Here is a 26,285-nt window from a genome sequence, read left to right as displayed (position 1 = left end):
GCGGGCTCATGGCGCAAGTCACAGTTATGATCGACGGCAAGGCCTACCGCATGGCGTGCGAGGCGGGGCAGGAAGACCATCTGACCGATCTCGCAACGAGGTTCGACCGGTATGTCGGGCACCTCAAGAGCCAGTTCGGCGAAATCGGCGATCTTCGCCTGACCGTTATGGCGGGCATCATGGTGATGGACGAGCTTTCCGAACTCAATCGCAAGATCGAGAAGCTGGAAGGAGAGGTCGCCTCCCTTTCCCGCAACCGCGACGGCATGGCCGAGCACCGGGCGAAATCAGACGAGATGGTGGCGCTCGCTATCGGCGATCTGGCCGACCGCCTGAACGGGATTACCGAAAAACTGCTGGCGCGGCCGAAGCCCGCCGCGCATTGACCGCGTGAAGGGTTCTGAGGCGGCAAAATTTCGCGCGCTGCCCTCTGGCGGTTTTCTCCGATCCGTCCTATATCTTCTATGCGTTCTGCGCTTCCCGACAGGAACCACAATCCCTGGGGCCATACTCGATCCAAAGGGAGCTGTCCCTGGCCAGTCCCGTGGGGCTGGACACACGGTGCCCACCTACTTTTGTAGGCGCCCAGGATCGTAAATCTCCATCGGTCGCCGTGGATCGCGCTTGAAGTTTCGGATCAACCTCCGGGGCTTCCCTGTATCCTTGATATATTCGACAGTCATTTTTCATAACTGCCGGACGCGGCTTTTTTATATTGCCGTCATTGCAATGGCGGAACAATTCCCTATTATCCGAATTGGTATGTCTGTCATGCCCTTTAAAAAAGGGCGCTGCGGTCAAAACCGCGACGTGCCGTTCAACAGCCCAAAGAGCTAAACTTGTTTACTGAAATTATGATCGTGGTCCTGCTCACCGTATTGAACGGTGTGCTTGCCATGTCCGAGCTTGCCGTTGTCTCCTCCAGGCCGGCGAGGCTCAAGGTGCTTGCCACACAAGGCAGCAAGGGCGCCACAATGGCGCTCAGCCTTTCCGAAAATCCCGGACGCTTTCTTTCCACGGTGCAGATCGGCATCACGCTGGTCGGCGTCCTTTCCGGCGCTTTTTCCGGCGCCACGCTCGGCGCCCGCTTCACGGCGTGGCTTCTGGAGCAGGGCGTTCCCGACCGTGCCGCCGATGCGCTCGGTGTCGGCTCGGTGGTCGTCGCCATCACCTATCTGTCGCTGATCGTCGGCGAACTGGTGCCCAAGCAGATTGCGCTGCGCGACCCCGAAAAGGTCGCCGCCCGCGTCGCCCCCACCATGATGCTGCTGTCCAAGGTCGGCGCGCCGCTGGTGTGGCTGCTCGACCGGTCGGGCAAGGCCGTTCTGGCGCTTCTCGGCCATAGCGGTGAATCCAACGCTTCGGTCACCGACGATGAAATCCGCACGGTTCTGGCCGAAGCTCACAGTGCCGGCGTGATCGAGACCGAGGAATCGGCGATGATCACCAGCGTCATGCGCCTTGCCGACCGCAATGCGCGCGGCCTGATGACGCCGCGTCGCGATGTGGAAGTGGTCGATATCGAAGACAGCGCCGAAGAAATCCGCGAGCAGCTTCGCCAGACGCAGCGTTCGCGCCTGCCGGTGCGCAATGGCGCCTCGGATGAAATTCTCGGCGTGCTTTTCGCCAAGGACGCTTTCGATGCGCTGGCTTCCGGCAAGGAACTCAACATTCGCGAGCTTCTGCGGGAAGTTCCGGTGGTATCGGATCTGACGAGTGCGGTGGACGTCATTCAGTCGCTGCGCCGTTCCACCGTGCATATGGTGCTGGTCTACGACGAATACGGCCATTTCGAAGGTATCATCAGCTCCGGCGACGTGCTGGAAGCCATCACCGGCGCGTTCCAGGAAGATGATGACGAGGAGCCGGCCATGGTCGAGCGCGAGGACGGTTCGTTCCTCGTCGCCGGCTGGATGCCCGCCGATGAGTTCGCTTATCGCATGGGTTTCCAGATCGACGAGGATGCCGAGTTCGAAACCGTTGCCGGTCTGGTTCTGGACGAGTTCCGCCGCCTGCCGGAACTGGGCGAACATGTCACTCGCAATGGCTGGCGTTTCGAGGTCATCGATCTCGACGGCCACCGTATCGACAAGGTTCTCGTGAGCCGGGCCGCCTGATGCCCGGTGACGTTGCCGAAAAAGCAAGGCTGCGCGGCGAAAGGCTCGCCGCGCGCGATGCGCTGACGCTGGCGGAGCGCCAGCAGAAGAGCCAGTCCATCATGGCTCATGGCGCCTCCGGCATCCCCTTTGCACCGGGCACCGTAATTTCCGGCTTCATGCCGATCCGCTCCGAGGCCGATACCCGGCCGCTGATGGAGGCGTTGCGGACAAGGGGCGGGCGTCTTGTCCTGCCCGTTGTGCTGGATCGTGAAACCATTGTCTTCCGCGCCTTTGAAACGGATACGCCGCTGGTGAAGACCGGCTTCGGCACGACCGGCCCGGGTGAGGATGCGGAGGTTCTCGATCCGGATATTCTGCTCGTGCCTCTCTCCGTTTTCGATGGCAAAGGGCAGCGGGTCGGTTATGGCGCGGGCCATTATGACCGCGCCATTGCGCGGTTGCACGCCAGGGGCCGTCAGCCTGTGCTCATCGGCGTCGCCTTCGATTGTCAGGAAGTGCCGTCCGTACCGGCGGAGCCGCATGATGTGTCGCTTCACGCCATTCTGACGGAAAGCGGCCTGCGCTGGTTTTCCGCCCCGTTGTCGATCTCCGATAGTGGGCAAAAGGCGCTTTAGCACTTTTTAAAAGATGGAATACCCGCTAGAGGGGCTCCACTTTCTTTGAATGGCGAAGACCCTCTAACTCTTTGTTTCGTTCGCATTTCCGGACGGAAAACCGGGTTCCACTTTCCCTGGAAATGCACTAGAGGGGACGAAATATAGAAACATGCGCAAGATCGGGGCGGGTGAATGAGGCTTCTTTTTCTCGGAGATATGGTTGGCAAGACCGGACGCACGGCTGTCTGGGAACGATTGCCGGGGCTGATTTCCGACCTGAAGCTGGATTTCGTCATCGTCAATGGTGAAAACGCTGCCGGCGGTTTTGGTATCACAGAGGATATCTATCTTGAGACCATCAATGCCGGCGCCGATGTGGTGACGACCGGCAACCACGTCTGGGACCAGAAGGAAGCGGTTTCCTTCTGTGAGCGCCACGACCAGTTCCTGCGGCCCGCCAATTATCCGGATGGTACGCCGGGCAAGGGCTCGGGCATTTTTTATGCCCGCAACGGTGCGCGCATATTGGTTGCCAACATCATGGGCCGGGTCTTCATGCATCCGGAACTGGACGATCCCTTCAAGTCGGCTGAAAACATTCTTGCCGCCTGCCCGCTGAAGGAACAGGCCGACGCCATTATTTTCGATTTCCACGCGGAAGCGACCAGCGAAAAACAGTGTTTCGGCCATTTCGTCGACGGGCGCGCCAGCTTCGTTGTCGGCACCCACACCCATGTTCCGACCGCCGACGCGCAGATATTGAACGGCGGAACCGCCTACATGTCGGATGCCGGCATGTGCGGCGATTATGACAGCTCGCTTGGCATGGAGAAGGAAGAGCCGATCAACCGCTTCATTTCCAAAATGCCGAAGGGCCGTTTCGAGGCAGCCAGCGGACCTGCGACGATCTGCGGTGTCGGCGTTGAGATTTCCGACCGAACCGGACTGGCGGAAAAGATTGCGCCGCTGCGCATCGGGCCGCGGCTTTCGGAAACCCTGCCGTCCTTCTGGGTTTAATCTTCCCCCGATGCGTTCACAATGACGAGAGGGTGAGCCTTCCGTTGCTCTTGTAACTGGACGCTCGCCAAAACCTGTCCCATCCTCTCAGCTTCGCAAGTTCAGGGGAGTGGCATGATGCTGCGCGTGCTAATGCTTGCAATAACGGGGCTGATCGCCTGTTCGGGAGCGGCCTTCTCCCAGACGGCGAGCCGTCCTCCCGTCAGTCAGTGCCAGGCGATCGCCAGCAACATTCCGGGCGTCATGTTCGCGAGCTTCGATCCGCCGGGTGTGCAGCTGGCGCAGGCGACGGCAAAGGAAGAGGTGAAGATCAGCTTCATCGGCCATTCCACCTATCTGATCGAAAGCCCCGGCGGTGTGACCATCGCCACCGATTATAACGGCGTCTATCGTCCGCCCGTCACGCCGACTGTCGTGACGATGAACCGGGCGCATTCGACGCATTTTACCCTCAGTCCGGACCCGGCCATTCAATATGTGCTGCATGGCTGGAGCGATACGCCGGGAGAAAAGGCCGAGCACAAGGTTCTGGTGGGCGATGTCTATATCCGCAATGTCGCAACCGACATCCGCAACCGCTGGGGCGATTACGAGTCCTTCCAGGAGAACGGCAATTCCATCTTCATCTTCGAGGTTGCCGGGCTGTGCATCGGCCATCTCGGGCATCTGCATCACGAGTTGACGGATACGCATTATGCTGAGATCGGCCGTCTGGATGTGTTGATGGTGCCGGTGGATGGCGGGCTGACCATGGGTGCCGACAGCATGAGCCGGGTGGTCAAGCGCCTGCGCTCCGCGCTGATCCTGCCGATGCACCGCACCGGCCCGCCACTGGAGCAGTTTCTGACGATGTTCGGCGAAAGTTTCCGCATTGCCTATGCGACCGATCCGGTGATCCGCGTTTCGATGAGAAACCTTCCCCGCCAGCCGCAGATACTGGTGCCAAAAGGCATGTAGCATGGCGACGGGCGGGGAAGGCCGGGGTGGTTTATCAGGCAAAGGTGAGGTGCTGGCGGACGCCGACGTCAGGCGTCTTGTCATCCGACATATTCGCGTTGGCGATTTCCCAGCCGAATTTCAGCGTGCTGTCCGTCGAAGCCCAGATATCGGCATCGTCGACATGCAACGCCAGCATGGTCAGTTGCGGGTCGCTTTTGCCGTGTTCGTACCAGGCCGCCGTGACGGAGTTCCAATATTCGTCGATCTTGGCTTTGTCGTCGCGGGCTTCGAGGATGCCTGAAAGGCAGGCGTGGTAGTCGTGATCCTTGCCCACCACGCAGAAATGCGCCCGGGAGCCGGATTTCAGCGATTTCACCAGATCGGTGTCTTTTTTGGAGAAAAACCAGATGGTGTTGGTCTTGGGGTCAGCATGAGGCGCCATGGGCTGCATGTGGTTGTGCAGTCCTTCGAGACCGAGCATGCCGGCATGGACGGAATTGATCTCATCCCAGAGCTGGCGGGCCGGTGCTTCTCGTGCTTCAGTCAGGCTGACCATATGTTTTCTCCTTCGGGTCTCATGCTGCGACGGAGGAAAAATGCCCTGTTCCGCCGCGTTCATGATCAGAACGAAGAGCGGATAAATCAGTTCCTTCCGTTGTTGCGGCAAGAGAAAGCGCTTGCGGGGTTGAATGGCGCGGCTATCGCACTTATAAGGCCCGCAATCTCCAAATTACGACAATCAGGTTTTCCATGGCTGGTCATTCACAGTTCAAGAACATCATGCACCGCAAGGGCAAGCAGGACTCCGTGCGGTCCAAAATGTTTTCCAAGCTTGCGCGCGAAATCACCGTTGCGGCAAAGACGGGCATGCCCGACCCGAACATGAACCCGCGCCTGCGTCTGGCAATCCAGAACGCCAAGGCCCAGTCCATGCCGAAGGACAATATCGAGCGTGCGATCAAGAAGGCCTCCGGCGCCGATGGCGAAAACTATGACGAAGTCCGCTACGAGGGTTACGGCCCGGGCGGCGTCGCCGTCATCGTCGAGGCCCTGACCGACAACCGCAACCGCACCGCCTCCAACGTTCGCTCCATCTTCACCAAGGCCGGCGGCGCTCTCGGCGAAACCGGCTCGGTCTCCTTCTCCTTCGACCGCGTCGGCGAAATCTCCTACAAGGCTGAAGTCGGCGATGCCGACAAGGTCATGGAAGCCGCCATCGAGGCCGGCGCCGACGATGTCGAATCTTCCGAAGACGGTCACACCATCATCTGCGGTTTCGAAGCGATGAACGAGGTTTCCAAGGCGCTGGAAGGCGTGCTGGGCGAAGCCGAAAGCGTCAAGGCCATCTGGAAGCCGCAGAACACGGTGCCGGTGGATGAAGAAAAGGCACAGTCGCTGATGAAGCTCATCGACAATCTCGAAGACGATGACGACGTACAGAACGTCTATTCCAACTTCGAAGTGTCCGAAGAAATTCTCGCCAAGCTTTCCGCCTGACGTCTCATGTTTCAAAAAAGCCCCGGTAGCGATCCGCTCCGGGGCTTTTTGTTTAGGCGGCCTTCTTTATGGAGGTCCGCACGTCGGCAAAAATCTCCACGGATCGCAGCCGTTTTTCGATGTCATGGATCGGCATAGAAACGATCAGCTCATCCGCCTGCGTTTCCGCAAGGAAGCCGTCGAGATGCCGCTGGATCGTCTCAGGCGAGCCGACGGCTGCAAAACGCAGTGTGTGTTCGACAGAAAAACGCTCCATCTCGTTCCAGTAATCGTCCATGTTGTGCACCGGCTTCGGAAACTGCGTGCGCACGTTGCGGCGCAGGTTGACGAATTGCTGCAGCGAGGAGGTGAAGAGATGCTGCGCCTCTTCGTCCGTATCGGCGCCGACGCCCATCACACCCACCATCACATAGGGCTTGTCCAGCACTTCTGAGGGCTGGAAGCGCTCGCGATAGATATGGATCGCTTCCATCAGCATGTCAGGCGCGAAATGCGAGGCGAAGGAATAGGGCAGGCCGAGGGCTGCGGCGAGATGTGCGCTATAGGTGCTGGAACCGAGCAGCCAGATCGGCACGTTGGAATTCATGCCCGGCACAGCGAGAATAGCCTGATCCTGCTGCGGCGGGCCGAGGTAACGCTGGAGTTCGACAATATCATGCGGGAAATTCTCCGCGCCGGCATCGAGATTGCGGCGCAGCGCCCGTGCCGTGCGCATGTCGGTTCCGGGCGCACGGCCGAGACCGAGATCGACGCGGCCGGGAAGCAGCGCCGCAAGCGTGCCGAACTGCTCGGCGATGACGAGCGGGGAGTGGTTGGGCAACATGATGCCGCCGGAGCCGACGCGGATATGTTTCGTGGCCGTGCCCACATGGGCGATGACCAGCGATGTTGCAGCACTGGCAATGCCCGGCATGCCGTGGTGCTCCGCCAGCCAGATGCGGTTATAGCCGTGTTCTTCGGCCTTGATCGCCATTCGGCGGGAATTTTCAAGCGCCTCGCTGACGCTCTCGCCTTCGCCGATGGGCGAAAGGTCGAGAATTGAAAAGGGGATCATCCGACGCTCCTGCGAAATTTAAATCTTTGCTGCGGATGTAAGACGCGTGTCCCGATTTACCAGTGAAGTCGCGCAGAATTGAAGGATGGTTCAAAAAAATTGGGGCCTCCGAAGAGGCCCCTTTGCTTTTTCAGCCTGCCCGCCGAATTTGTCGGGCGTCGCGATGACCTGCTGCATCCCGGTCGGAAGCCAGCGTGAATTGTCCAAGCCTGCCATCCATTTCGCCCGCTTCGGAGGCGAGATTGTGAATGGCGGCCGTCGTTTCTTCCACCATGGCGGCATTCTGCTGGGTCATGGTGTCGAGACCTGCAACGGTGCTGTTGATTTCCGAGAGCGTGTGCGCTTCCTCGCGGGTGGAGTCCATGATCTCCTCGATGCGTGCGCTGATGGTCTGCACATGCTTGCCGATGCCGGAAAGCGACGTGCCGGCTTTTTCCACCAGCGCCACGCCGGCGGAAACCTCGTCGGTGGAACGTTTCAGCAGGCTGGTGATTTCTTTTGCGGCCGCTGCCGAACGCTGCGCCAGTTCGCGCACCTCCTGCGCCACGACCGCAAAGCCCTTGCCGGCTTCGCCCGCACGGGCTGCCTCAACGCCGGCATTGAGGGCGAGAAGGTTGGTCTGGAAGGCGATTTCATCGATGACGCCGATGATCTGGTTGATCTGGCGCGACGAGGTCTGGATGGCCTCCATGGCGGCGATGGTCTGCTCCATGACGCGGCTGGATGCCGTGGCCTCCGCGCTGGCGTCCCGGGCGATCCGCGTTGCCTGTTCGGCGCGTTCGATCTGGTCGCGGACGGCCTCCGTGATCGCCTTGATGGCACTTGCCGTCTCGGTGATGGATGCTGCCTGCCGTTCGGTCCGTTCGGCGAGCTGGTCGGCGCCCACCCGCATCTCCTCGGAACCGCCACGAACTGCGGCGGAGTTGCCGCCGATGGCCTGCATGGTTTCGCTGAGCCGGGCAAGCGCCGTGTTGAAGTTGTGGCGCAGGCTTTCGAGATCGTCGGGGAAGACGGTTTCGATACGATAGGCGAGGTTGCCGTTCGCCAGCCGGTCCAGACCTTCATCCAGGGAATGCACGACCATCTGCAGGGTGCCGGCCTCGGCCTCCCGTTCCGCAAGATGCGCGCGGCGGGCCGTTTCTGCTTCCTCCCGCGTGCGCGATGCGGTTTCTTCCATCTCCCGCTGCAGGATGAGCTTTTCGCGGAAACTGCCGAGCGCCTGCGCCATGCGGCCGATCTCGTCCTTTCGGTCCTGATTGCCGATCTCCGCATCGAGACGGCCTGCGGCCACTTCGCCGGTCAATCCTGCAAGCTTTTCCAGCGGTGCAAAGAGACGCCGCGCGAAAAAGGCCGTGGCCGCGCACATGGCCGCCAGAACGCAAAGGCCGATCACGGCAAGCGTGCCGGCAATCGAAACCGAGCCCGCATTCAATTCGCTGCGCAGCATGCTTTCCACCGCGAGATATTTTTCCCCGGCAAAGGAGAAGGGGCGGGCATAGGCATTGGCCTCCCCATCGGCGCGGTCGATCTTGGCAATCGTCATGCCCGTCGTATTCAGCGCTTGTCCATGGAAGCCGTAGATTGCCGGATCGAGGCCGACCAGCCTGTTGCCCTCCACGCCGATAACCTTGCCATCGGCGGAAACGATTGCCGACTGTTCGGAACTGCCGGTCGTCACACCCTTCGTGAGGATCTGGCTGAAGACCTCTTCCTTGACCCGGAAGAGGACGATGCCCTTGAACGCGCCGAACTTGACGACGGGAACGCCGAAATAAATGCCGGCCTCGTTCGTGGCTGCATCGATGCGTAGGCCGGAGAAGCTGGTCTGCGCCACGTCGTTCACGGCCTTTTCGGCATTCGCAGCGCCGCGTGCGAAAGCCGCGCCGAGGCCGCTTTCCGCCCAGGCGCCGCCTGTGACGGTTTCCCCGAAAGCCGATCCTTTCAGGTAAGAGTAATAGACCGTGCCTGCGGGATCGATGAAGAGAACGTCGCTGAATGGCGTTCCCTGCAGATAACCGCCAATATCCGTCTGGGTTTTTTCATGGGTGGAATAATAAAAGCCGCTCGGGCTTTCCGGCTTGATCAGCTTTTCCTTTTCGCCAAAGGGGTTTTCCTTGACGAAGACGCGCTGCAGTTCCGCCTTCGCATCACCGGAATTCTTCTGCACGGTCGCCCAGCCGCTGCGCATGGAGACGACAGCCATTTGCAGGGATTCGATCTTGGCAATGGAATCCGCCTGCGTTTTTAGCTGCTCAAGACGCTCCTGAAGCATGTCGCCGCGAAAGACGAGAATGCTCTCCATGGATTTCGACGCCTGTTCTTCGAGAACGCCGCTGCTGCTTTGATAGCCGAGAAGCGTCAGAGCCCCGGTCGAGATCGCCATCAGCGCCAGGAAAATCGCCAGCACTTTGGTGGATATGGAATGAAAACGGTTCAGCATGGCCGATGCAGCCCCCAATGCCGGATCAGTTCCCGCGCCAAGCATGTGGCACCACCGGATGGCTGATATGGCTCAAATATTATGCTGCGGATCATCATGTCCGCAGCTCCCCTTTTTTGGTTTTGTGGGGGAACAATGCGGTACGCGGTTTAAGCAGAGGTAAATGCTGCACTGCAAATTTGATGAATGTTGTCGTTTTGTTCACTTATCGCTGGCAGGGTCGCAGCCGGAAAGATAAGGTGCCTCATGCAAAAGACGATTCGAATCATCGGCATTGACCCCGGATTAAGGCGCACCGGCTGGGGGGTGATCGACACCCTCGGCAACAGCCTGCGGTTTGTCGCCTCCGGCACGGTGACGTCGGACGGCGATATGGATCTGGCCTCCCGGCTCTGCCAGCTGCATGACGGGCTGGCGGATATCGTGCACAGCCATCAGCCCGATGAAGCGGCGGTGGAGCAGACTTTCGTGAACAAGGATGCGGTTGCGACCCTGAAACTCGGCCAGGCACGCGGCATCGCCATGCTGGTACCAGCACGCGCGGGACTGCCGGTCTTCGAATATGCGCCGAACGCGGTCAAGAAGGCCGTGATCGGTGTAGGGCACGGCGAAAAGCAGCAAATTCACATGATGCTGAAAATCCTGATGCCGAAGGCCGAATTCAAGGGTAACGATGCGGCGGACGCGCTCGCCATCGCAATCTGCCACGCCCATAATCGCGGCGGTGACAGGATGCGGCGACTGCTGGCGGCCGGTTGAATATTTAAAGTCTCATTGCAGCGGGCGGCATCATGATCGGAAAACTGAAGGGCAGCATCGAGGAAATCGGCGCGGACTATGTGCTGGTGGATGTGCACGGCGTCTGTTACGTCGCCTATTGTTCGGCGCGCACGCTGTCGAAAATCGGCTCCGTCGGAGAGGCGGTGGTGCTGTTCATCGAAACCTATGTGCGTGAAGACCAGCTGAAGCTCTTCGGCTTTCTCTCGGCGCTCGAGCGGGAATGGTTCAATCTTTTGCAGAGCGTGCAGGGCGTGGGCTCGAAAGTGGCCTTGGCCGTTCTTTCCACGCTGTCGCCCTCCGAACTGGCCAATGCCATTGCGTTACAGGACAAAACGATGATCTCACGCGCGCCGGGCGTCGGGCCGAAGGTGGCGGTGCGCCTCGTGACCGAGCTTCGCAACAAGGCGCCGGCCTTCGCAGGAGAGGCTTCCGCCTCGATCGGCCTTAAGCAGGAGCTTGGTGAGGGTGTCGCATCCGCACCGGTGGCGGATGCCGTTTCCGCGCTCACCAATCTCGGCTACTCGCGCGACCAGGCCGCCAATGCGGTTGCCGCGGCGCTGAAGAACGGCGGGGAGGGCGGCGACAGCGCCAAGCTGATCCGGCTCGGGCTGAAAGAGCTTTCGCGTTGATGCGCTTAATGCTAAATTCCTTACAATGGGTAAAAAGTAAGAAAAAGGGCGGCGGCATGGGCTTTCAGGTGACAATCACCTCCAAAGGGCAGATGACAGTTCCCAAGAACGTGCGCGAACAATTGAAAATCAAGCCTGGCGACAAATGTTACGCCTGGGTTCGTAACGGGGAGATGATCGTTGTCCCTCGTAATAAATCTCTTGCCGATCTGGCCGGAATTCTCGGTAAACCTCCGAATGGCAAAAAGCTTACCGTCGAGCAGATGCATGACGCGATTGGTGAGGGAGCCGTTGCGCGGTACAAGCGTTCTACGGGTAAGACGGAAGACGAATGACCAGCCGTTTCGGAATAGACACGAATATTCTGCTCCGTATCGTGGTAGATGACGATGTCGAACAAAAAGAAACGGTGAAGCGTCTTCTTACACGGCTTGAGGACGGAGAAACCCTGCTTGTAAGTCTCGCTGTGATTTTGGAGACGGCGTGGGTACTTGGCCAGTTCTACGGTTATCCTAAAAGCGCCGTTCTGGAGTTTTTCCAGCTTATGCTTGAGCGGCGGGAACTGGAAATTCCGAATTATGAGGCGATTGGCAATGCCATCGACATATGCCGGAATACAAATGCGGATTTTTCCGACGCGATTGTATCGGAAAGCAACAGGGTCAATGGCTGCGTGGCGACATATACGTTTGACAAAAAGGCTGCTCGCAAGCTGCCGGGAATGGAACTTCTGACATGAGTGATGCGGCAAGGCTGATCACCCCCGAAAAGCGCGGTGAGGACATCGACACCACCCTGCGCCCGCAGTCGCTGGACGATTTTACCGGCCAGGCGGAGGCCCGCGCCAATCTCAAGGTATTTATCGAGGCGGCCAAGAACCGTGGCGAAGCACTGGATCACGTGTTGTTCGTCGGCCCGCCCGGCCTCGGCAAGACCACGCTGGCGCAGATCATGGCCAAGGAACTTGGCGTCAACTTCAAATCCACCTCCGGCCCCGTCATCGCCAAGGCGGGCGATCTTGCAGCACTTCTGACCAATCTCGAGGAGCGCGACGTACTCTTCATCGATGAAATCCACCGTCTCAACCCGGCGGTGGAAGAAATTCTCTATCCGGCAATGGAGGATTTCCAGCTCGACCTCATCATCGGCGAGGGACCGGCGGCGCGCTCGGTGAAGATTGATCTTTCCAAATTCACCCTTGTCGCTGCGACGACCCGTCTGGGGCTCTTGACGACGCCGCTGCGCGACCGTTTCGGCATTCCCGTCCGGTTGGCTTTTTACACCGTCGATGAGCTGGAACTGATCGTCCGGCGCGGCGCGCGGCTGATGGGGCTGAACATGACCGACGAGGGGGCGCGCGAGGTGGCAAGGCGCGCGCGCGGTACGCCGCGCATCGCCGGACGGCTATTGCGCCGGGTGCGCGATTTCGCCGAGGTTGCGCGGGCGGAAGCAGTTACCCGCGAGATCGCCGATGAGGCTTTGACCCGGCTTCTGGTCGACAAAATGGGTCTCGACCAGCTCGACATGCGGTATCTCACCATGATCGCGGTCAATTTCGGCGGAGGCCCAGTTGGCATCGAAACCATCGCCGCCGGCCTGTCGGAGCCGCGCGACGCTATCGAGGATATTATCGAGCCCTATATGATCCAGCAGGGTTTCATCCAGCGCACGCCGCGCGGTCGCATTCTGACCGGCACGGCCTGGAAACATCTGGGCATGCAGCCGCCGAGGGACATCGAGGCGGCGCAGTTCCGGCTGACGCTGGAGGAGGATTGAGGGAACAAGCCCGGCGTGCCGGCATTTGATCGTCTTTGGCACGGAGATGGTCATGTCGGTGTATCGCAAGGGCACGAAAGTCCGGTGGAACTGGAGCGGCGCCACCGGTGAAGGTAAAATCGTCGAGACTTTTACGGATGATGTCGAACGCACCATCGCCGGCTCCAGAATAAAGCGGAAGGCGAGCAGGCATGAGCCTGCCTATCTGATCGAGCAGGAAGACGGCGCCAGGGTTCTGAAAAGCAGATCGGAGCTTGAGCGCGTCGATTGAACGACGCCGTCCTTCGGCGGCAATGGAGGAGCCTTCATGTCTTACGATCCGCTGCGGGTCTTCCGCAAACTCGCGCGCAATAACCGGCTGGCCAATTTTCGGCTGCATCAGGCCTGTCTTCAGCTTTCGCAGGAAGCGTTTGTGGCTTCCCGCGTCAGTTTCTTTCCCACGCTGCGTGCGACGCTGAACCACATCTACACCGTCGACCGGTTTTATATCGATGCCCTGCAGGGCGGCACGCTCGGTCTTGCGGCCTTTGCCGAAGAGGAGCCTTTCGCAACCATGGCGGATTTGCATGTCGCCCAGACGGAATTGGACGAGGTGCTGATCGCATTTGTCGACAGTCTCGATGAAGACGGCCTTGTGGCTAACGTCAATGTTCACCGCGGTGCGCGTATACAGCATGATCGCTGCGACGATGTTCTGTCGCATCTCTTCCAGCACCAGACGCATCATCGCGGGCAGGCGCATGCGATGTTGTCCGGCACCGCGCTCAAGCCGCCGCAACTGGATGAATTCATTGTGGGAGATGACGCAAAGGCGAGAAAAGAAGAGATGGATGCGCTAGGGTGGACGGAAACCGATTTGATGTTTCCAGCCCGCAGGTCAGCGCCATGACACACGATACCAAGCAGGACACCCGCATCCGCATCAAGTTCAAGCCGAAGCGCATTTTCCAGATGCGGGTGGCGGGACTGGCGTTTCGCGATGGCCACGTGCTGGTGCACCGGGCATCGCATGAAAAATTCTGGACCTTTCCGGGCGGCCGCGCCGAAATGGGCGAACGCTCCGAAGAAACGCTGGCGCGCGAAATGGTGGAAGAGCTTGGCGTCGAGGCCAAGATCGGGCGGCTTCTCTGGGCGGTCGAAAATTTCTTCCACTACGAGGGCAAGGACTGGCACGAACTCGGATTTTATTACCTGATGGACCTGCCGGAGACGCTGGCCTTTCATCCGACCGATATCATTCACCGCATCCAGGATGGCGACAACGAGCTGGAGTTCCGCTGGGTCGCCGCAACCCGGCAGGCATTGACGGAGCTTGATATTCCGCCCTATTTCATCGCCGACGAAATAGAGCACCTGCCGAAGGCCACGAGACACCTCGTCTGGCATGACGGCGATCTGGACGATAAATGACCCCTGCGCCTGAACGCCACATGATCCGGCTGGAACGCAAGCCGCAGCTTTTCAGCATGCGCGTGGCGGCGCTGATCTTTCAGAACGATCATCTTCTCGTCCAGCGGGGGCCGAAGGATAGCTACTGGGCCTTGCCCGGCGGACGGGCCGAAATCGGCGAAAGCTCGCAGGAAACCATCATCCGCGAGATCGGCGAGGAGCTTGACCGGAATTGTTCGGTCGAGCGTCTTCTCTGGTCGGCCGAAAATTTTTTCGCTTATGACGATTTTGCGGCGCATGAGCTCGGATTTTATTATCTCGTTTCGCTTCGCCAGCCCCTGCCGTTCCATGAAAGCGATATCGTGCATCGGGTGCTTGATGGTGTCGAGGTGGAGTTCCGCTGGCTGCCCGCGCAGCCTTCAGCACTTCTGAAGAGTGATCTGAGGCCCCGTTTCATCGCGGAGCGTATCGATGCGCTGCCGCAACGGCATGAGCATCTTATTGTCCGTGAAGGACGTCCCGATGCAGTCGAAATTCCCAAGGAGATAGTATGAGCGAGCTTGTGGTTTCGCTTTCGGGTGAGCTTATCGAACATGGCCACCGCCTGACGCAGCGTGTCTATTACGAGGATACGGATTTCTCCGGCCTCGTTTATCACGCGCGTTACTTGCATTTTCTCGAACGTGGCCGCACAGACTACCTGCGTTGCCTCGGCTGCGAGCAAAGCGCGCTTCTGACCGCTGACGAGGAGGGGCTGGTTTTCGTCGTGCATCGCATGGAGATCGATTTCAAAAGCCCGGCGCGGATGGATGACGTCTTGACGATCACCACCGTTACCGAGAAGGCCGGTGGTGCGAAAATGGTGCTCAATCAGGAAATCCGGCGCGGCGAAACGCTGCTGGTCGCCGCCAAGGTCATCATCGCCGTCATCAACGCCAATGGTCGCCCGAGGCGTCTTCCGGAGACCGTGGCGGAAAAATTCCTGAAGTAATTGGCGGCCGCATCCAGTAAATCCATCCCGCGTGGCCCGGCTGTAACACTCCTTTAACCATAATGGTGTCTTACTTTAGCAACTGGCATTTGTGCGGCGCACGCCTTCCTTTCACCAAATTTATTGGCAAGTAAGGCTTACTGGCAAGTATCGGGGTATGGCTAAGGGGTTGGCGGCTGTTGCCGCAGGACTTCGAGCGTTAACACGCGTTTGAATCGCCCGGTCCCGTACCGGGCGTTTGGATTCGGGGATTGGATATTTATGGAACAGGCAGGTTTGGCAGCGGCGACGCACGATGTAAGTCTCTGGGCACTGTTTATGCAGGCGGGCCTCATCGTGAAGCTCGTGATGATCGGACTTATCGCCGCCTCGGTCTGGACGTGGGCGATCGTCTTTGACAAATATGTGAGCTTCGGCAAGGCAAGACGCCAGTTCGACCAGTTCGAACAGGTCTTCTGGTCGGGTCAGTCGCTCGAAGAGCTTTATCGCACGCTGGCGGAACGCCAGAACGGCGGTCTTGCGGCGATTTTCGTTTCCGCCATGCGCGAATGGAAGAAATCCTTCGAGCGCGGCGCACGTTCGCCCATCGGTCTGCAGATGCGTATCGACCGGGCGATGGACGTGACCATGGCGCGTGAAAGCGAACAATACGAGGCGCGCCTCGGCTCGCTCGCCACCATCGGTTCGGCCGGTCCCTTCATCGGTCTCTTCGGTACGGTTGTGGGTATCATGACCTCGTTCCAGGCGATTGCCGGTTCGAAGTCGACCAACCTTGCGGTTGTGGCGCCCGGTATCGCCGAAGCGCTTCTGGCGACGGCCATCGGCCTTGTCGCGGCTATTCCCGCGGTTATCGCCTACAACAAGTTCACGGCCGACGCGCACAAGCTTTCCGCCCGCATGGAAGGTTTCGCCGACGAGTTCTCCGCGATCCTGTCGCGCCAGATCGATGAAAAACTTCAGACGCGGCAGGCCGCCCAGTAAGCGGCCGCATGCTGTGCAGTAATTTGCCGCAAGGCAAAATGGAGTAGATGATATGGGTATGTCAGCAGGTGGCAGCGGCGGCGGTTCCGGTGGACGCCGGGGGCGCGGCGGACGACGCAGGGGCGGCGCGATCAGCGAGATCAACGTGACGCCGCTGGTCGACGTCATGCTCGTGCTGCTCATCATCTTCATGGTGGCAGCGCCGATGATGACGGTCGGCGTGCCGATCGATCTGCCGCAGACATCCGCCAATGCGCTGAACTCGGACACGCAGCCGATCACCATTTCCGTCAATGCCAATGGCCAGATCCATCTGCAGGAAACGGAAATTCAGGCGGCCGAAGTGGCCGACAAGCTGCAGGCGATCGCCACGACAGGTTATAACGAGCGCATCTTCGTGCGCGCGGATTCCGTTGCCGCTTACGGCGTCGTTGCCGATGTGATGGCGCGTATTCAGGCGGCGGGCTTCAAGAATATCGGCCTTGTGACCCAGCAAAAACAGGACAATTGACGTAAAACGATGAAGGGCAGCCTTACCACATCCGCGATCGTGCATGCGTCGCTTCTGGCTTTCGCCCTCGTATCCCTGGGCTCGCCGGAGCCGCTTGACGTTTCGCAGGCCGAGGCCCTGCCGGTGGAACTGGTGCCCATCGAGGAGCTGAGCCAGATCCAGCAGGGCGACAAGAACGCGCCGAAAGCGGAAAAGTCGGCCCCGGTCCCGACCACGCGGCCGGATATTGTCGAGAACGCCCAGAATGTCGGCAACAACACGGTCGATCTTGACGCGCCGCCGACCCCGACCACCAAGCCCAACGACAATATCAGCGCCGCCGCTCCGCCAAAGCAGGAAAAGCCGCAACCCGTCGTCGACACCAAGGCGAACGAGGTGAAGGAAATCGTCAAGGAAGAAACCTCGGCTCCGAAGCCGCAGGAAATGGCCGCCTTGCCGCAGACCAAGCCCGAGATCGCGCCGCAGCCGAAGACGGAGCCGCCGCCGCAGGAAACCAAGGCCGAAGAGCCGCCGCCAGCGCAGCAGGAACCGGCCGAAATCCCCGTGCCGCAGAACGTGCCGCGTCCGAATTCCCGTCCCGAGCCGCCGAAGCCGGAAGAGCCGAAGCAGGCCGAGACCAAGCCTGCCGAGCAGAAGCCCGCGGAAAAACCGGCCGAAACCAAGCCCGATCAGGCGAAGTCCACCGACAAGCCTTCCGACAAGAAGCCCGGCGAGAAGAAGCAGGAGACTGCGAAATCGGCTTCCTCGAAGGAAAGCGATTTTAACGCTGACGATATCGCCGCGCTTTTGAACAAGCAGGCGCCTTCGGGCGGCGGCGCCAAGCGCTCCACCCAGCAGGCTTCGCTTGGCGGCAAGAAGACGACGGGCGGTTCGACGCTCAGCCAGACGGAAATGGATGCGCTGCGTGGCGCGATCCAGAAGAACTGGCAGATCATTCCCGGCATGGCGGATGCCTCGGACGTTCGCGTCCGGGTCACCATGAAGCTCGACCGTGATGGAACCATCATCGGTCGGCCCGAGATCGAGGCGACCGGCGGTTCCGAAGGAACGCGTCGTGCTCTTTCCGGCGGAGCCTATCGCGCCATCATGCGTTCTGCTCCGTTCACCAACCTTCCTGCCGACAAATATGACGCATGGAACGAAGTTGTCGTGAACTTCGATCCCAGTGAATTGCTATGAATGCTGAAAGGCCTGGCAACATGAAGATATTTTCGCCGATCCGGCTGGTGCTCGCTGTCGCGGCCCTCATGTCGGTTTTCTCCGCACCGGCTTTTGCGCGGGTGGAAATCAACATCAACAAGGGCAATGTCGAGCCGCTGCCCATCGCCATCACCGACTTCATGTCGAGCGACGGCATCGGCGCGCAGGTTTCCGCGGTCATTGCCGCCGACCTGCAGCGTTCCGGCCTTTTTGCGCCGGTCAACAAGAACGCCTTCATCGAAAAGATCAGCAATCCGGATCAGCAGCCGCGTTTCGAGGACTGGAAGGTCATCAACGCCCAGGCGCTCGTGACCGGCCGTGTCACGCGTGAAAGCGATGGCCGCCTGCGCGCCGAATTCCGCCTGTGGGATACGTTCGCCAACCAGCAGATGACTGGCCAGCAGTTCTTTACCCAGCCGGAAAACTGGCGCCGCGTCGCCCACATCATCGCCGACGCTATTTATGAGCGCATCACCGGTGAAAAGGGCTACTTCGACACCCGCGTCGTTTTCGTCTCTGAAAGCGGCCCGAAGACGGCCCGCAAGCGCCAGCTGTCGATCATGGACCAGGATGGCTTCAACGTCCGCAATCTCACCAACTCGAACGACATCGTCCTGACGCCGCGTTTCTCGCCGAACCGTCAGGAAGTGACCTACATGTCCTTCGAAGGCCAGCAGCCGCGCGTTTATCTGCTGCAACTGGAAACCGGACAGCGCGAAGTTGTCGGCAATTTCCCCGGCATGACCTTCTCGCCGCGCTTCTCGCCGGATGGCCAGAAGGTCATCATGAGCCTGCAGCAGGATGGCAACGCCAATATCTACACCATGGACCTGCGCTCTCGCACCACGACGCGGCTGACGAACACGTCGGCGATCGATACGGCGCCGTCCTATTCGCCCGACGGTCAGCGCGTCGCCTTCGAAAGCGACCGCGGCGGTCGCCAGCAGATCTACGTGATGAATGCCGATGGTTCCGGCCAGCAGCGCGTTTCCTTCGGCGATGGTTCCTATTCCACGCCGGTCTGGTCGCCGCGCGGCGATCTGATCGCCTTCACCAAGCAGTCGGGCGGCAAGTTCTCGATTGGCGTGATGAAGACCGACGGTTCGGGCGAGCGCATCCTGACCAGCGGTTTCCACAATGAAGGCCCGACCTGGGCGCCGAACGGCCGCGTGCTGATGTTCTTCCGTCAGAACGCCGGTGCGGGCGGTCCGCAGCTCTATTCGATCGACCTGACGGGCTACAACGAGCAGCTCATCAAGACGCCGACTTTCGCTTCGGATCCGGCATGGTCGCCGCTTCTGGACTGATATAACTGCCATGACGGCGCCGGCATGAACCGGCGCCGTCATGTTTTATTTGATACCATGGGGAAGTGCGCCTCTTTCTTGCCGCAAACTGTTGTGAGGGAGCAAAAAAATGGGACATTTCCTTTCTGTTAACCATAAGCGTTTGCCGGCTATTAACCGCGATCAGTTAGTGTCCGGCAACGTTATTGAAATCCTAAGGAGAGACCGGCGATGAGCCGTACACACATTTCGGCACTCAGCCCCATGCAGAAACTGGCCCGTAACCCGGCTGTCATCGCCATGACGCTCGCGCTCGCCCTCGCAGGTTGCGCGAACAAGAAGAACATGCCGAACAGCGCCGGTGAACTTGGCCTTGGTGGCGCGGGCTCCGCAACGCCGGGCTCCCAGCAGGACTTCACGGTCAATGTCGGCGACCGCATCTTCTTCGACACCGACTCGACCTCTATCCGCGCTGACGCCCAACAGACCCTGCAGCGCCAGGCTCAGTGGCTCGCCCGTTATCCGAACTACGCCATCACCGTTGAAGGCCATGCCGACGAACGCGGCACGCGCGAATACAACCTGGCGCTCGGCGCCCGTCGTGCGGCTGCAACCCGCGACTTCCTGGCTTCCCAGGGTGTTCCGGCTAACCGCATGAAGACGATCTCCTACGGCAAGGAAAAGCCGGTCGCCGTTTGCGACGACATCTCCTGCTGGTCGCAGAACCGCCGCGCCGTGACGGTTCTCGGTGGCGCGGGCATGTGATTGCCTGACGTTATTGTGATCTTGAATGAAAGGCGGTCTTTGGGCCGCCTTTTGTTTTTTTCATAGTTTGGCCGAAGTTAAGTTGCTTTTTCGGTTGATATGGAAAAAATCCGGCTTGCGCCATTCCGGTGCAAATCAGTTAAGGCAGGACGAATGAGATGAAGAAACTTGTCGTGGCGGGAATGCTGGGGCTTGCAGCCTGCACCGGCTTGAGCGGCATCGCCGTTTCGGGTCCGCTGTTCGGTGCGGGGGGTAGCTTCGGCACGATCAACTCTCAGCAGCGGCCCCCGGTCGTCCGGGTTCAGGCCAATGAAGCCTATCGGGTTCAGCAGCTTGAAGAACAGATCCGGCAGCTCAACGGCCGTATCGAGGAAATGAGCTTCCAGCTTCTGCAGATGCAGGAAACGATCCGCAAGGCGCAGGAAGACAATGAGTTCCGCTTCCAGGAACTGGAGAGCGGGAATGCCGGCGGCAAGGGTGCAAGCCCGACCGCTGCGCCGAAAAAGAAGGCGGAAGCCAGTCCGGTCAATCCGGCCTCACCGCCGACCGACGACGTTGCAACGATCATCGAAACGCCACCCGAGGGTGGCGCTTCCGTTTCTCCGTCTGCTCCCTCCACCGCTCCGACAGGCGCACCGGGAGAGACGACGCTCGGCTCCATCGAGCTCGATTCCAAGGGAATGCCGGTTGGCGGCACGTTGAATCAGGGCGCTAATAATTCCTCCGCCAGCCTTCCGGGCGTCAGCACGGGCAATAGCCAGCGCAAGACGGATCCGGTGAATACGGCGGCGCTGACCAGCGAAGGCGATATTTATCAGGCCGCTTACGGCCATGTTCTTTCCGGTGACTACAAGCTGGCGGAACAGGGGTTCCAGCAATATCTGCAGGGTTATCCCAAGGGCACGAAGGCCGCGGATGCGAGCTTCTGGCTGGGCGAGGCGCAGTATTCCCAGGGCAAGTTCAATGAGGCCGCAAAGACCTTCCTGAACGGCCATCAGGCCTATGGCAAATCTCCGAAGGCGCCGGAAATGCTGATGAAGCTCGGCATGTCGCTTGCCGCTCTCGACAATACCGAAACCGCCTGCGCCACGCTGCGCGAGGTGCCGAAGCGTTATCCCAATGCTTCCAAGACCGTGCTGAGCAAGGTTGCAAGTGAACAGAAGCGGCTGAGCTGCTGATCCCTCTTTCCCGTTGAAGTGCGGTCTGTCCATGCCTGCCAAGACCAGCATTCCAGACGAAACCGGGCTTGTCCCGCTTGAGGCTGCGCGATTGTTCGTCGCGAAACTGCGCAAACCTGCGCATATTCTCGTTGCAATTTCCGGCGGCAGCGATTCCACCGGTTTGTTGCTCGCATTGCACGAAGCTTCCATCGGTTCAGGGGATCAGGTGTGGCTGTCGGCCGTCACGGTCGATCATGCGCTACGGCCCGAATCCGCTGACGAGGCAAAAAAAGTCGCCACGTTATGCGCCGGGCTTGGCATCTTTCATGCCGTGCGCCGTTGGGATGACCAAAAACCCGCCTCCGGTTTGGCCGAGGCCTCGCGCCTGGCGCGTTACCGTCTGATTGCTGGTGTCGCGGACACGATGAGCGCCGATCTCATCGTGACGGGGCATACACAGGGCGACCAGCGGGAAACGGTTGCGATGCGCGCCGCCCGCGGTAAACGGGCTGATAATCTCGGCTTGTCGGGTATGGCAGACGCCGTGCTGTATGGTGGGCGTCACTGGGTCATGCGGCCATTTCTGCATTGCGAGCGCCAAGCCATTCGCGATTATCTTCTCGAAAGGGCGCAAGGCTGGATCGATGATCCCAGCAATGAAAACCGCAAATATGAGCGGGTGAGGGTGCGGCAGGCGCTGGACGATACGCCTCGTCTTTTTCCGTACGGAACGTCAGACACAAGGTCGGAATTATCCGCACGCGCAGCCCGGTTTGTACATCATAACTCTTGGTTTTTTTCCCTTGGTTTAATCAGGATAAACGCTGAGAGCCTCGGTGAAGACCCCGCCGTTATCCGGTACGCGTTGTCGGCGCTATCAGGTGTTATCGGCGGTCGACGATATCCCATGGCGTCTGACACGATGGACAGGGTGATGGCGCTTGTCGCGAATCGAGAACCGGGAAGGATAACGGCGAACCGCGTCGTGTTCGATTACCGCAAGGATGCCCTCTACCTGATGCGGGAAAACAGAAACATTCCATCACTGCGAATGCCGCCGGGCGCGAGGATGGTTTGGGACGAGCGCTTTGACGTGTTCAACCGTTCCGATGCAGAGATAGTCGTCCGCGCTTTTGGCGCCGGAGACACAATGGGTATTCCGATCAAACCTTCCGGTGTCATTCCTCCGGGGATATTGAAACGCTCCAGCCAGACAATGCCGGTCTTCGTGCGCGAAAATCACGATCTGGCATTTCCGGGGTCCGGCGTGGCGGCGATCCGCCCGCTGCTTGCGCCTTATGATCTTTTTCTTCCGCGTTTCGACCTTGAGTTGGCCAATGTGATTGCCATGCGCCTCCTGCGCGCCGCCTATCCACAGCCCCCGGTTTAAATCCGGCCTCTTTTTCGTGAATTGCCTTGGAATAGTTTTTACACCAAAACGCATCAGATAATGCGCTTTGCCTTGGCAACGGCAGATGTCGTCCTTATGTTAGGGGCACGTAAGAGCGGGCAGCAGATATGCCCGTGTGAGTTCGGGGAGTTCGATGAACCCAAATTTCAGAAATTTCGCCTTGTGGGCCGTGATTGCCCTCTTGCTGATCGCGTTGTTCAGCATGTTCCAGACGTCGCCGACGCAAACGGGTTCGCGGGAAATTCCGTATTCCCAGTTTCTTCGCGATGTGGATTCCGGGCGAGTTCGCGACGTGACCGTCACCGGTAATCGGGTTCTCGGAACCTATACCGAAAACGGCACGGCCTTTCAGACCTATTCCCCCGTCATCGATGACAGCCTGATGGAGCGCTTGCAGAGCAAGAACGTGACCATCGTAGCGCGTCCCGAAAGCGACGGTTCCTCCGGTTTCCTGAGCTATCTCGGCACGCTTCTGCCGATGTTCCTCATTCTCGGCGTCTGGCTGTTTTTCATGCGGCAGATGCAGGGCGGCTCGCGTGGTGCGATGGGCTTTGGCAAATCCAAGGCCAAGTTGCTGACGGAAGCCCATGGCCGCGTGACGTTCGATGACGTTGCAGGCGTGGACGAAGCCAAGCAGGACCTCGAGGAAATCGTCGAATTCCTGCGTGATCCCCAGAAGTTCCAGCGCCTCGGCGGTAAAATCCCGCGCGGCGTGTTGCTGGTCGGCCCTCCGGGTACCGGTAAGACGCTTCTCGCGCGTTCCGTCGCCGGCGAGGCCAACGTGCCGTTCTTCACCATTTCCGGTTCGGATTTCGTGGAAATGTTCGTCGGCGTCGGCGCAAGCCGCGTGCGTGACATGTTCGAGCAGGCCAAGAAGAATGCGCCCTGCATCATCTTCATCGACGAAATCGACGCTGTCGGCCGCCATCGCGGCGCCGGTCTTGGCGGCGGTAACGACGAGCGCGAGCAGACGCTGAACCAGCTGCTGGTCGAGATGGACGGTTTCGAGGCGAATGAAGGCATCATCCTCATCGCCGCCACGAACCGCCCCGACGTTCTCGACCCCGCTCTTCTGCGTCCCGGCCGTTTCGACCGTCAGGTCGTCGTGCCGAACCCGGATATTGTCGGCCGCGAGCGCATCCTCAAAGTGCATATCCGCAACGTGCCGCTGGCGCCGAATGTCGACCTCAAGGTTCTGGCCCGTGGTACGCCCGGTTTCTCGGGTGCGGACCTGATGAACCTCGTCAACGAAGCCGCCCTGATGGCCGCCCGCCGCAACAAGCGCGTCGTCACCATGCAGGAATTCGAAGACGCCAAGGACAAGATCATGATGGGTGCGGAACGCCGCTCCTCCGCCATGACCGAGGCCGAAAAGAAGCTGACCGCCTATCACGAAGCCGGACACGCCATCACCGCGCTGAAGGTTGCCGTTGCCGATCCGTTGCACAAGGCGACGATCATTCCGCGCGGCCGCGCGCTCGGCATGGTCATGCAGCTGCCGGAAGGCGACCGGTACTCCATGAGCTACAAGTGGATGGTGTCGCGTCTCGTCATCATGATGGGTGGACGCGTTGCCGAGGAACTGACCTTCGGCAAGGAAAACATCACCTCCGGCGCCTCTTCGGATATCGAGCAGGCCACCAAGCTTGCCCGCGCCATGGTCACGCAATGGGGCTTCTCCGATGCTCTCGGACAAGTGTCCTATGGTGAAAATCAGCAGGAAGTCTTCCTCGGCCATTCCGTCTCGCAGTCGAAGAACGTCTCCGAGGCGACGGCCCAGACCATCGATACGGAAGTTCGCCGCCTGATCGACGAGGCTTATGGCGAGGCTCGCCGCATCCTGACGGAAAACCACGATGGTTTCGTTGCGATTGCCGAGGGTCTGCTTGAATACGAAACCCTGACGGGTGACGAGATCAAGGCCTTGCTGAAGGGCGAGAAGCCCGCCCGCGATCTGGGTGACGATTCTCCGGGCAGCCGTGGTTCGGCAGTGCCGAAGGCAGGCACCAAGAAGGACGGCCCCAGTGAAGTGAAGGGTGACGGCGAAGCAAAAGGCGACGGCGAGGCCGAAGGTGGCATGGAGCCGCAGCCGCATTGATCGTTCGCGCAAGCTAAGAATTGTAAAAGGCCATCCGGGTTTCCGGGTGGCCTTTTCATTTTGGTAACAAGATATAAGCCATTTTTGCGCTAATTTACGTGCTGTTTATCGTGGTTTGTGGCATCTAGCCAAAAACGCTTCCGGCTGTTTTCACCTTTGCCGGAATGTTGGAAAAGATTTGGAGTTCAAATGGCACGCCGTTATTTCGGAACCGATGGTATCCGCGGACAATCGAACGTATTCCCCATGACGCCTGATCTGGCGATGCGTGTGGGCATTGCGGTCGGGACGATCTTCCGCCGTGGCCATCATCGCCATCGCGTGGTCATCGGCAAGGATACGCGCCTTTCCGGTTATATGCTGGAGAACGCACTGGTCGCCGGCTTCACCGCCGCCGGTCTCGATGTCTTCCTGCTCGGCCCCATTCCGACGCCCGCCGTCGCCATGCTGACCCGCTCCCTGCGCGCCGATATCGGTGTGATGATCTCAGCCTCGCACAATCCCTTCTCCGATAACGGCATCAAGCTTTTCGGACCGGATGGTTACAAGCTCTCCGATGAGCTGGAACTGGAGATTGAAGACCTTCTCGACAAGGATATCTATGCGCAGCTTGCCAAGCCGAGCGAGATCGGTCGCGCCAAGCGCGTGGATGGCGACATCTATCGTTATATCGAATTCGTCAAGCGCACCCTGCCGCGTGATGTGACGCTGAGCGGACTGCGGATCGCCATCGACTGCGCCAATGGCGCGGCTTACAAGGTGGCGCCTGCTGCGCTCTGGGAACTCGGCGCGGAAGTCGTCACCATCGGCAATGAGCCGAACGGCATCAATATCAATCTGGAATGCGGATCCACCCACCCGGAAGCGCTGCAGAAGAAGGTGCATGAAGTACGGGCCGATATCGGCATCGCGCTCGATGGCGATGCGGACCGCGTCATCATCGTTGACGAGCGCGGCGAGATCGTCGATGGCGACCAGCTGATGGCCGTCATCGCCGATAGCTGGGCTGCCGACAACACGCTGCGCGGCGGCGGTATCGTGGCGACCGTCATGTCGAATCTCGGTCTTGAACGTTTCCTGGGCGACAAGGGCCTTACCCTTGCCCGCACCAAGGTGGGCGACCGCTATGTCGTTGAGCATATGCGTAACCACAATTTCAACGTCGGCGGCGAGCAGTCCGGCCATATCGTGCTGTCGGATTACGGCACGACGGGCGATGGCCTTGTTGCGGCCTTGCAGGTTCTCGCCAAGGTCAAGCGCTCCGGCCTCACGGTCAGCGAAGTCTGCCGCAAGTTCGAGCCGGTGCCACAGCTTTTGAAGAATGTCCGTATCTCAGGCGGCAAGCCGCTGGAAAACCCTGTCGTGCAGCAGGCGATTGCGGATGCGGAAAGCGCATTGGCCAATAATGGCCGCCTCGTCATCCGCCCCTCGGGCACGGAACCGCTGATCCGCGTCATGGCGGAAGGCGACGACAGCGCGAAGGTGGAGCAGATCGTCAACGATCTCGTCGGCGTCATCGCCAATGCCCGCTCGGCGGCGTGAGCTTCCGCGACAGTAACGCCTGAAAAAGCCGGCTCTGCAGCCGGCTTTTTCTTTGAGTATTTCCTAATAAATATAGTGAATGATCGTGGTTAATCGGGACTTA

28 protein-coding genes and 1 other RNA gene are annotated in these 26,285 nt (G+C 59.7%); 26 read left to right on the top strand and 3 right to left on the bottom strand.

Going from position 1 to position 26,285, the window contains the following annotated elements; all coding sequences use genetic code 11:
* Nucleotides 1-8 precede the first annotated feature (8 nt).
* The 6 genes from ACQZ5K_RS12925 to ACQZ5K_RS12900 all read left to right on the top strand — a co-directional run bounded on the left by ACQZ5K_RS12925 (nt 9) and on the right by ACQZ5K_RS12900 (nt 4,690).
* On the top strand, nt 9-386 hold the full coding sequence (locus ACQZ5K_RS12925; protein ID WP_003523207.1) for a cell division protein ZapA: 378 nt from the start codon (nt 9-11) through the stop codon (nt 384-386).
* A gap of 79 nt (nt 387-465) precedes the next feature.
* A non-coding RNA gene (gene ssrS / locus ACQZ5K_RS12920) (6S RNA) lies at nt 466-624 on the top strand.
* Nucleotides 625-854: 230 nt separating this feature from the next.
* Complete coding sequence (locus tag ACQZ5K_RS12915) at nt 855-2,117, top strand: hemolysin family protein (protein ID WP_020812224.1); 1,263 nt, start codon at nt 855-857, stop codon at nt 2,115-2,117.
* Nucleotides 2,117-2,734: a 5-formyltetrahydrofolate cyclo-ligase gene (locus ACQZ5K_RS12910; RefSeq protein WP_448740530.1), complete on the top strand. Its 618-nt coding sequence runs from the start codon at nt 2,117-2,119 to the stop codon at nt 2,732-2,734. Before ACQZ5K_RS12915 ends, ACQZ5K_RS12910 begins: the two co-directional genes overlap by 1 nt.
* 174 nt (nt 2,735-2,908) lie before the next feature.
* The gene (locus tag ACQZ5K_RS12905) at nt 2,909-3,733 is read left to right on the top strand and encodes a TIGR00282 family metallophosphoesterase (protein WP_003523211.1); all 825 of its coding nucleotides are present in this window, start codon (nt 2,909-2,911) and stop codon (nt 3,731-3,733) included.
* 114 nt (nt 3,734-3,847) lie between these two features.
* Nucleotides 3,848-4,690, top strand: a complete 843-nt coding sequence (locus ACQZ5K_RS12900) for an MBL fold metallo-hydrolase (RefSeq protein WP_448740529.1) — start codon at nt 3,848-3,850, stop codon at nt 4,688-4,690.
* A 34-nt stretch (nt 4,691-4,724) separates the two neighbouring features.
* Here the strand turns inward: ACQZ5K_RS12900 and ACQZ5K_RS12895 are convergent, their stop codons facing one another.
* Nucleotides 4,725-5,228: a pyridoxamine 5'-phosphate oxidase family protein gene (locus ACQZ5K_RS12895; RefSeq protein ID WP_448740528.1), complete on the bottom strand. Its 504-nt coding sequence runs from the start codon at nt 5,226-5,228 to the stop codon at nt 4,725-4,727.
* 194 nt (nt 5,229-5,422) lie between these two features.
* Between ACQZ5K_RS12895 and ACQZ5K_RS12890 the strand changes: the two genes are divergently transcribed.
* The gene (locus ACQZ5K_RS12890; protein ID WP_003523214.1) at nt 5,423-6,169 is read left to right on the top strand and encodes a YebC/PmpR family DNA-binding transcriptional regulator; all 747 of its coding nucleotides are present in this window, start codon (nt 5,423-5,425) and stop codon (nt 6,167-6,169) included.
* Between the two features lie 52 nt (nt 6,170-6,221).
* On the opposite strand, the gene ACQZ5K_RS12885 is transcribed toward ACQZ5K_RS12890, so the two are convergent.
* Nucleotides 6,222-7,223 carry an LLM class flavin-dependent oxidoreductase gene (locus tag ACQZ5K_RS12885; protein WP_448740527.1) on the bottom strand — a complete coding sequence of 334 codons (1,002 nt, stop codon included), beginning with the start codon at nt 7,221-7,223 and terminating at the stop codon, nt 6,222-6,224.
* Nucleotides 7,224-7,353: 130 nt separating this feature from the next.
* Entirely contained in the window at nt 7,354-9,663 is a 2,310-nt protein-coding gene (locus ACQZ5K_RS12880) for a methyl-accepting chemotaxis protein (RefSeq protein WP_448740526.1), read from the bottom strand.
* A 246-nt stretch (nt 9,664-9,909) separates the two neighbouring features.
* On the opposite strand from ACQZ5K_RS12880, the gene ruvC reads away from it, so the two are divergent.
* From ruvC to glmM, 19 genes are all read left to right on the top strand, one after another.
* Nucleotides 9,910-10,422 carry a crossover junction endodeoxyribonuclease RuvC gene (ruvC, locus tag ACQZ5K_RS12875; protein ID WP_003523217.1) on the top strand — a complete coding sequence of 171 codons (513 nt, stop codon included), beginning with the start codon at nt 9,910-9,912 and terminating at the stop codon, nt 10,420-10,422.
* A gap of 32 nt (nt 10,423-10,454) precedes the next feature.
* On the top strand, nt 10,455-11,072 hold the full coding sequence (gene ruvA / locus ACQZ5K_RS12870) for a Holliday junction branch migration protein RuvA (protein ID WP_003523218.1): 618 nt from the start codon (nt 10,455-10,457) through the stop codon (nt 11,070-11,072).
* Nucleotides 11,072-11,407, top strand: a complete 336-nt coding sequence (locus ACQZ5K_RS12865; protein ID WP_448740597.1) for an AbrB/MazE/SpoVT family DNA-binding domain-containing protein — start codon at nt 11,072-11,074, stop codon at nt 11,405-11,407. The genes ruvA and ACQZ5K_RS12865 overlap by 1 nt, the downstream gene beginning before the upstream one ends.
* Complete coding sequence (locus ACQZ5K_RS12860; RefSeq protein WP_448740525.1) at nt 11,404-11,811, top strand: PIN domain-containing protein; 408 nt, start codon at nt 11,404-11,406, stop codon at nt 11,809-11,811. Before ACQZ5K_RS12865 ends, ACQZ5K_RS12860 begins: the two co-directional genes overlap by 4 nt.
* A complete protein-coding gene (gene ruvB / locus ACQZ5K_RS12855; protein WP_448740524.1) occupies nt 11,808-12,848 on the top strand; it encodes a Holliday junction branch migration DNA helicase RuvB in 1,041 nt (346 codons plus the stop codon). The genes ACQZ5K_RS12860 and ruvB overlap by 4 nt, the downstream gene beginning before the upstream one ends.
* Before the next feature lie 52 nt (nt 12,849-12,900).
* Nucleotides 12,901-13,119, top strand: a complete 219-nt coding sequence (locus ACQZ5K_RS12850; protein ID WP_448740523.1) for a DUF2945 domain-containing protein — start codon at nt 12,901-12,903, stop codon at nt 13,117-13,119.
* Nucleotides 13,120-13,155: 36 nt separating this feature from the next.
* A complete protein-coding gene (locus ACQZ5K_RS12845; RefSeq protein ID WP_448740522.1) occupies nt 13,156-13,737 on the top strand; it encodes a DinB family protein in 582 nt (193 codons plus the stop codon).
* Nucleotides 13,734-14,258 (top strand): NUDIX hydrolase, encoded by a 525-nt coding sequence (locus ACQZ5K_RS12840; RefSeq protein ID WP_448740521.1) that lies wholly within the window; start codon nt 13,734-13,736, stop codon nt 14,256-14,258. Before ACQZ5K_RS12845 ends, ACQZ5K_RS12840 begins: the two co-directional genes overlap by 4 nt.
* Entirely contained in the window at nt 14,255-14,791 is a 537-nt protein-coding gene (locus ACQZ5K_RS12835) for an NUDIX hydrolase (protein ID WP_448740520.1), read from the top strand. Before ACQZ5K_RS12840 ends, ACQZ5K_RS12835 begins: the two co-directional genes overlap by 4 nt.
* On the top strand, nt 14,788-15,228 hold the full coding sequence (ybgC, locus tag ACQZ5K_RS12830) for a tol-pal system-associated acyl-CoA thioesterase (protein WP_020812213.1): 441 nt from the start codon (nt 14,788-14,790) through the stop codon (nt 15,226-15,228). The genes ACQZ5K_RS12835 and ybgC overlap by 4 nt, the downstream gene beginning before the upstream one ends.
* 261 nt (nt 15,229-15,489) lie before the next feature.
* The gene (tolQ, locus tag ACQZ5K_RS12825; RefSeq protein ID WP_003523238.1) at nt 15,490-16,209 is read left to right on the top strand and encodes a protein TolQ; all 720 of its coding nucleotides are present in this window, start codon (nt 15,490-15,492) and stop codon (nt 16,207-16,209) included.
* A gap of 52 nt (nt 16,210-16,261) precedes the next feature.
* Nucleotides 16,262-16,720: a protein TolR gene (gene tolR, locus ACQZ5K_RS12820; RefSeq protein ID WP_003523240.1), complete on the top strand. Its 459-nt coding sequence runs from the start codon at nt 16,262-16,264 to the stop codon at nt 16,718-16,720.
* A 9-nt stretch (nt 16,721-16,729) separates the two neighbouring features.
* Nucleotides 16,730-17,899: a cell envelope integrity protein TolA gene (locus ACQZ5K_RS12815; RefSeq protein WP_003523241.1), complete on the top strand. Its 1,170-nt coding sequence runs from the start codon at nt 16,730-16,732 to the stop codon at nt 17,897-17,899.
* A gap of 20 nt (nt 17,900-17,919) precedes the next feature.
* The gene (tolB, locus tag ACQZ5K_RS12810; RefSeq protein ID WP_003523242.1) at nt 17,920-19,227 is read left to right on the top strand and encodes a Tol-Pal system beta propeller repeat protein TolB; all 1,308 of its coding nucleotides are present in this window, start codon (nt 17,920-17,922) and stop codon (nt 19,225-19,227) included.
* A 210-nt stretch (nt 19,228-19,437) separates the two neighbouring features.
* A complete protein-coding gene (pal, locus tag ACQZ5K_RS12805) occupies nt 19,438-19,971 on the top strand; it encodes a peptidoglycan-associated lipoprotein Pal (RefSeq protein WP_003506243.1) in 534 nt (177 codons plus the stop codon).
* Between the two features lie 158 nt (nt 19,972-20,129).
* On the top strand, nt 20,130-21,149 hold the full coding sequence (gene ybgF / locus ACQZ5K_RS12800) for a tol-pal system protein YbgF (RefSeq protein ID WP_448740519.1): 1,020 nt from the start codon (nt 20,130-20,132) through the stop codon (nt 21,147-21,149).
* Nucleotides 21,150-21,180: 31 nt separating this feature from the next.
* On the top strand, nt 21,181-22,521 hold the full coding sequence (tilS, locus tag ACQZ5K_RS12795; RefSeq protein ID WP_448740518.1) for a tRNA lysidine(34) synthetase TilS: 1,341 nt from the start codon (nt 21,181-21,183) through the stop codon (nt 22,519-22,521).
* A 154-nt stretch (nt 22,522-22,675) separates the two neighbouring features.
* Complete coding sequence (ftsH, locus tag ACQZ5K_RS12790) at nt 22,676-24,640, top strand: ATP-dependent zinc metalloprotease FtsH (protein WP_080819500.1); 1,965 nt, start codon at nt 22,676-22,678, stop codon at nt 24,638-24,640.
* A gap of 189 nt (nt 24,641-24,829) precedes the next feature.
* Nucleotides 24,830-26,182: a phosphoglucosamine mutase gene (glmM, locus tag ACQZ5K_RS12785; protein ID WP_003523248.1), complete on the top strand. Its 1,353-nt coding sequence runs from the start codon at nt 24,830-24,832 to the stop codon at nt 26,180-26,182.
* Nucleotides 26,183-26,285 lie beyond the last annotated feature (103 nt).

The sequence above is a fragment of the Agrobacterium sp. 22-226-1 genome, from assembly GCF_053522345.1.
The sequence above is the reverse complement of the archived record's forward strand: the minus strand, read 5'-3'. Positions and strand labels throughout refer to the sequence as shown.

Excerpts from the sequence above, each read along its gene's own strand:
- ACQZ5K_RS12925 (WP_003523207.1), top strand. The coding sequence starts at position 9 with ATGGCGCAAGTCACAGTTATGATCGACGGCAAGGCCTACCGCATGGCG.
- ACQZ5K_RS12915 (WP_020812224.1), top strand. The coding sequence starts at position 855 with ATGATCGTGGTCCTGCTCACCGTATTGAACGGTGTGCTTGCCATGTCC.
- ACQZ5K_RS12910 (WP_448740530.1), top strand. The coding sequence starts at position 2,117 with ATGCCCGGTGACGTTGCCGAAAAAGCAAGGCTGCGCGGCGAAAGGCTC.
- ACQZ5K_RS12905 (WP_003523211.1), top strand. The coding sequence starts at position 2,909 with ATGAGGCTTCTTTTTCTCGGAGATATGGTTGGCAAGACCGGACGCACG.
- ACQZ5K_RS12900 (WP_448740529.1), top strand. The coding sequence starts at position 3,848 with ATGATGCTGCGCGTGCTAATGCTTGCAATAACGGGGCTGATCGCCTGT.
- ACQZ5K_RS12895 (WP_448740528.1), bottom strand. The coding sequence starts at position 5,228 with ATGGTCAGCCTGACTGAAGCACGAGAAGCACCGGCCCGCCAGCTCTGG.
- ACQZ5K_RS12890 (WP_003523214.1), top strand. The coding sequence starts at position 5,423 with ATGGCTGGTCATTCACAGTTCAAGAACATCATGCACCGCAAGGGCAAG.
- ACQZ5K_RS12885 (WP_448740527.1), bottom strand. The coding sequence starts at position 7,223 with ATGATCCCCTTTTCAATTCTCGACCTTTCGCCCATCGGCGAAGGCGAG.
- ACQZ5K_RS12880 (WP_448740526.1), bottom strand. The coding sequence starts at position 9,663 with ATGCTGAACCGTTTTCATTCCATATCCACCAAAGTGCTGGCGATTTTC.
- ruvC (WP_003523217.1), top strand. The coding sequence starts at position 9,910 with ATGCAAAAGACGATTCGAATCATCGGCATTGACCCCGGATTAAGGCGC.
- ruvA (WP_003523218.1), top strand. The coding sequence starts at position 10,455 with ATGATCGGAAAACTGAAGGGCAGCATCGAGGAAATCGGCGCGGACTAT.
- ACQZ5K_RS12865 (WP_448740597.1), top strand. The coding sequence starts at position 11,072 with ATGCGCTTAATGCTAAATTCCTTACAATGGGTAAAAAGTAAGAAAAAG.
- ACQZ5K_RS12860 (WP_448740525.1), top strand. The coding sequence starts at position 11,404 with ATGACCAGCCGTTTCGGAATAGACACGAATATTCTGCTCCGTATCGTG.
- ruvB (WP_448740524.1), top strand. The coding sequence starts at position 11,808 with ATGAGTGATGCGGCAAGGCTGATCACCCCCGAAAAGCGCGGTGAGGAC.
- ACQZ5K_RS12850 (WP_448740523.1), top strand. The coding sequence starts at position 12,901 with ATGTCGGTGTATCGCAAGGGCACGAAAGTCCGGTGGAACTGGAGCGGC.
- ACQZ5K_RS12845 (WP_448740522.1), top strand. The coding sequence starts at position 13,156 with ATGTCTTACGATCCGCTGCGGGTCTTCCGCAAACTCGCGCGCAATAAC.
- ACQZ5K_RS12840 (WP_448740521.1), top strand. The coding sequence starts at position 13,734 with ATGACACACGATACCAAGCAGGACACCCGCATCCGCATCAAGTTCAAG.
- ACQZ5K_RS12835 (WP_448740520.1), top strand. The coding sequence starts at position 14,255 with ATGACCCCTGCGCCTGAACGCCACATGATCCGGCTGGAACGCAAGCCG.
- ybgC (WP_020812213.1), top strand. The coding sequence starts at position 14,788 with ATGAGCGAGCTTGTGGTTTCGCTTTCGGGTGAGCTTATCGAACATGGC.
- tolQ (WP_003523238.1), top strand. The coding sequence starts at position 15,490 with ATGGAACAGGCAGGTTTGGCAGCGGCGACGCACGATGTAAGTCTCTGG.
- tolR (WP_003523240.1), top strand. The coding sequence starts at position 16,262 with ATGGGTATGTCAGCAGGTGGCAGCGGCGGCGGTTCCGGTGGACGCCGG.
- ACQZ5K_RS12815 (WP_003523241.1), top strand. The coding sequence starts at position 16,730 with ATGAAGGGCAGCCTTACCACATCCGCGATCGTGCATGCGTCGCTTCTG.
- tolB (WP_003523242.1), top strand. The coding sequence starts at position 17,920 with ATGAAGATATTTTCGCCGATCCGGCTGGTGCTCGCTGTCGCGGCCCTC.
- pal (WP_003506243.1), top strand. The coding sequence starts at position 19,438 with ATGAGCCGTACACACATTTCGGCACTCAGCCCCATGCAGAAACTGGCC.
- ybgF (WP_448740519.1), top strand. The coding sequence starts at position 20,130 with ATGAAGAAACTTGTCGTGGCGGGAATGCTGGGGCTTGCAGCCTGCACC.
- tilS (WP_448740518.1), top strand. The coding sequence starts at position 21,181 with ATGCCTGCCAAGACCAGCATTCCAGACGAAACCGGGCTTGTCCCGCTT.
- ftsH (WP_080819500.1), top strand. The coding sequence starts at position 22,676 with ATGAACCCAAATTTCAGAAATTTCGCCTTGTGGGCCGTGATTGCCCTC.
- glmM (WP_003523248.1), top strand. The coding sequence starts at position 24,830 with ATGGCACGCCGTTATTTCGGAACCGATGGTATCCGCGGACAATCGAAC.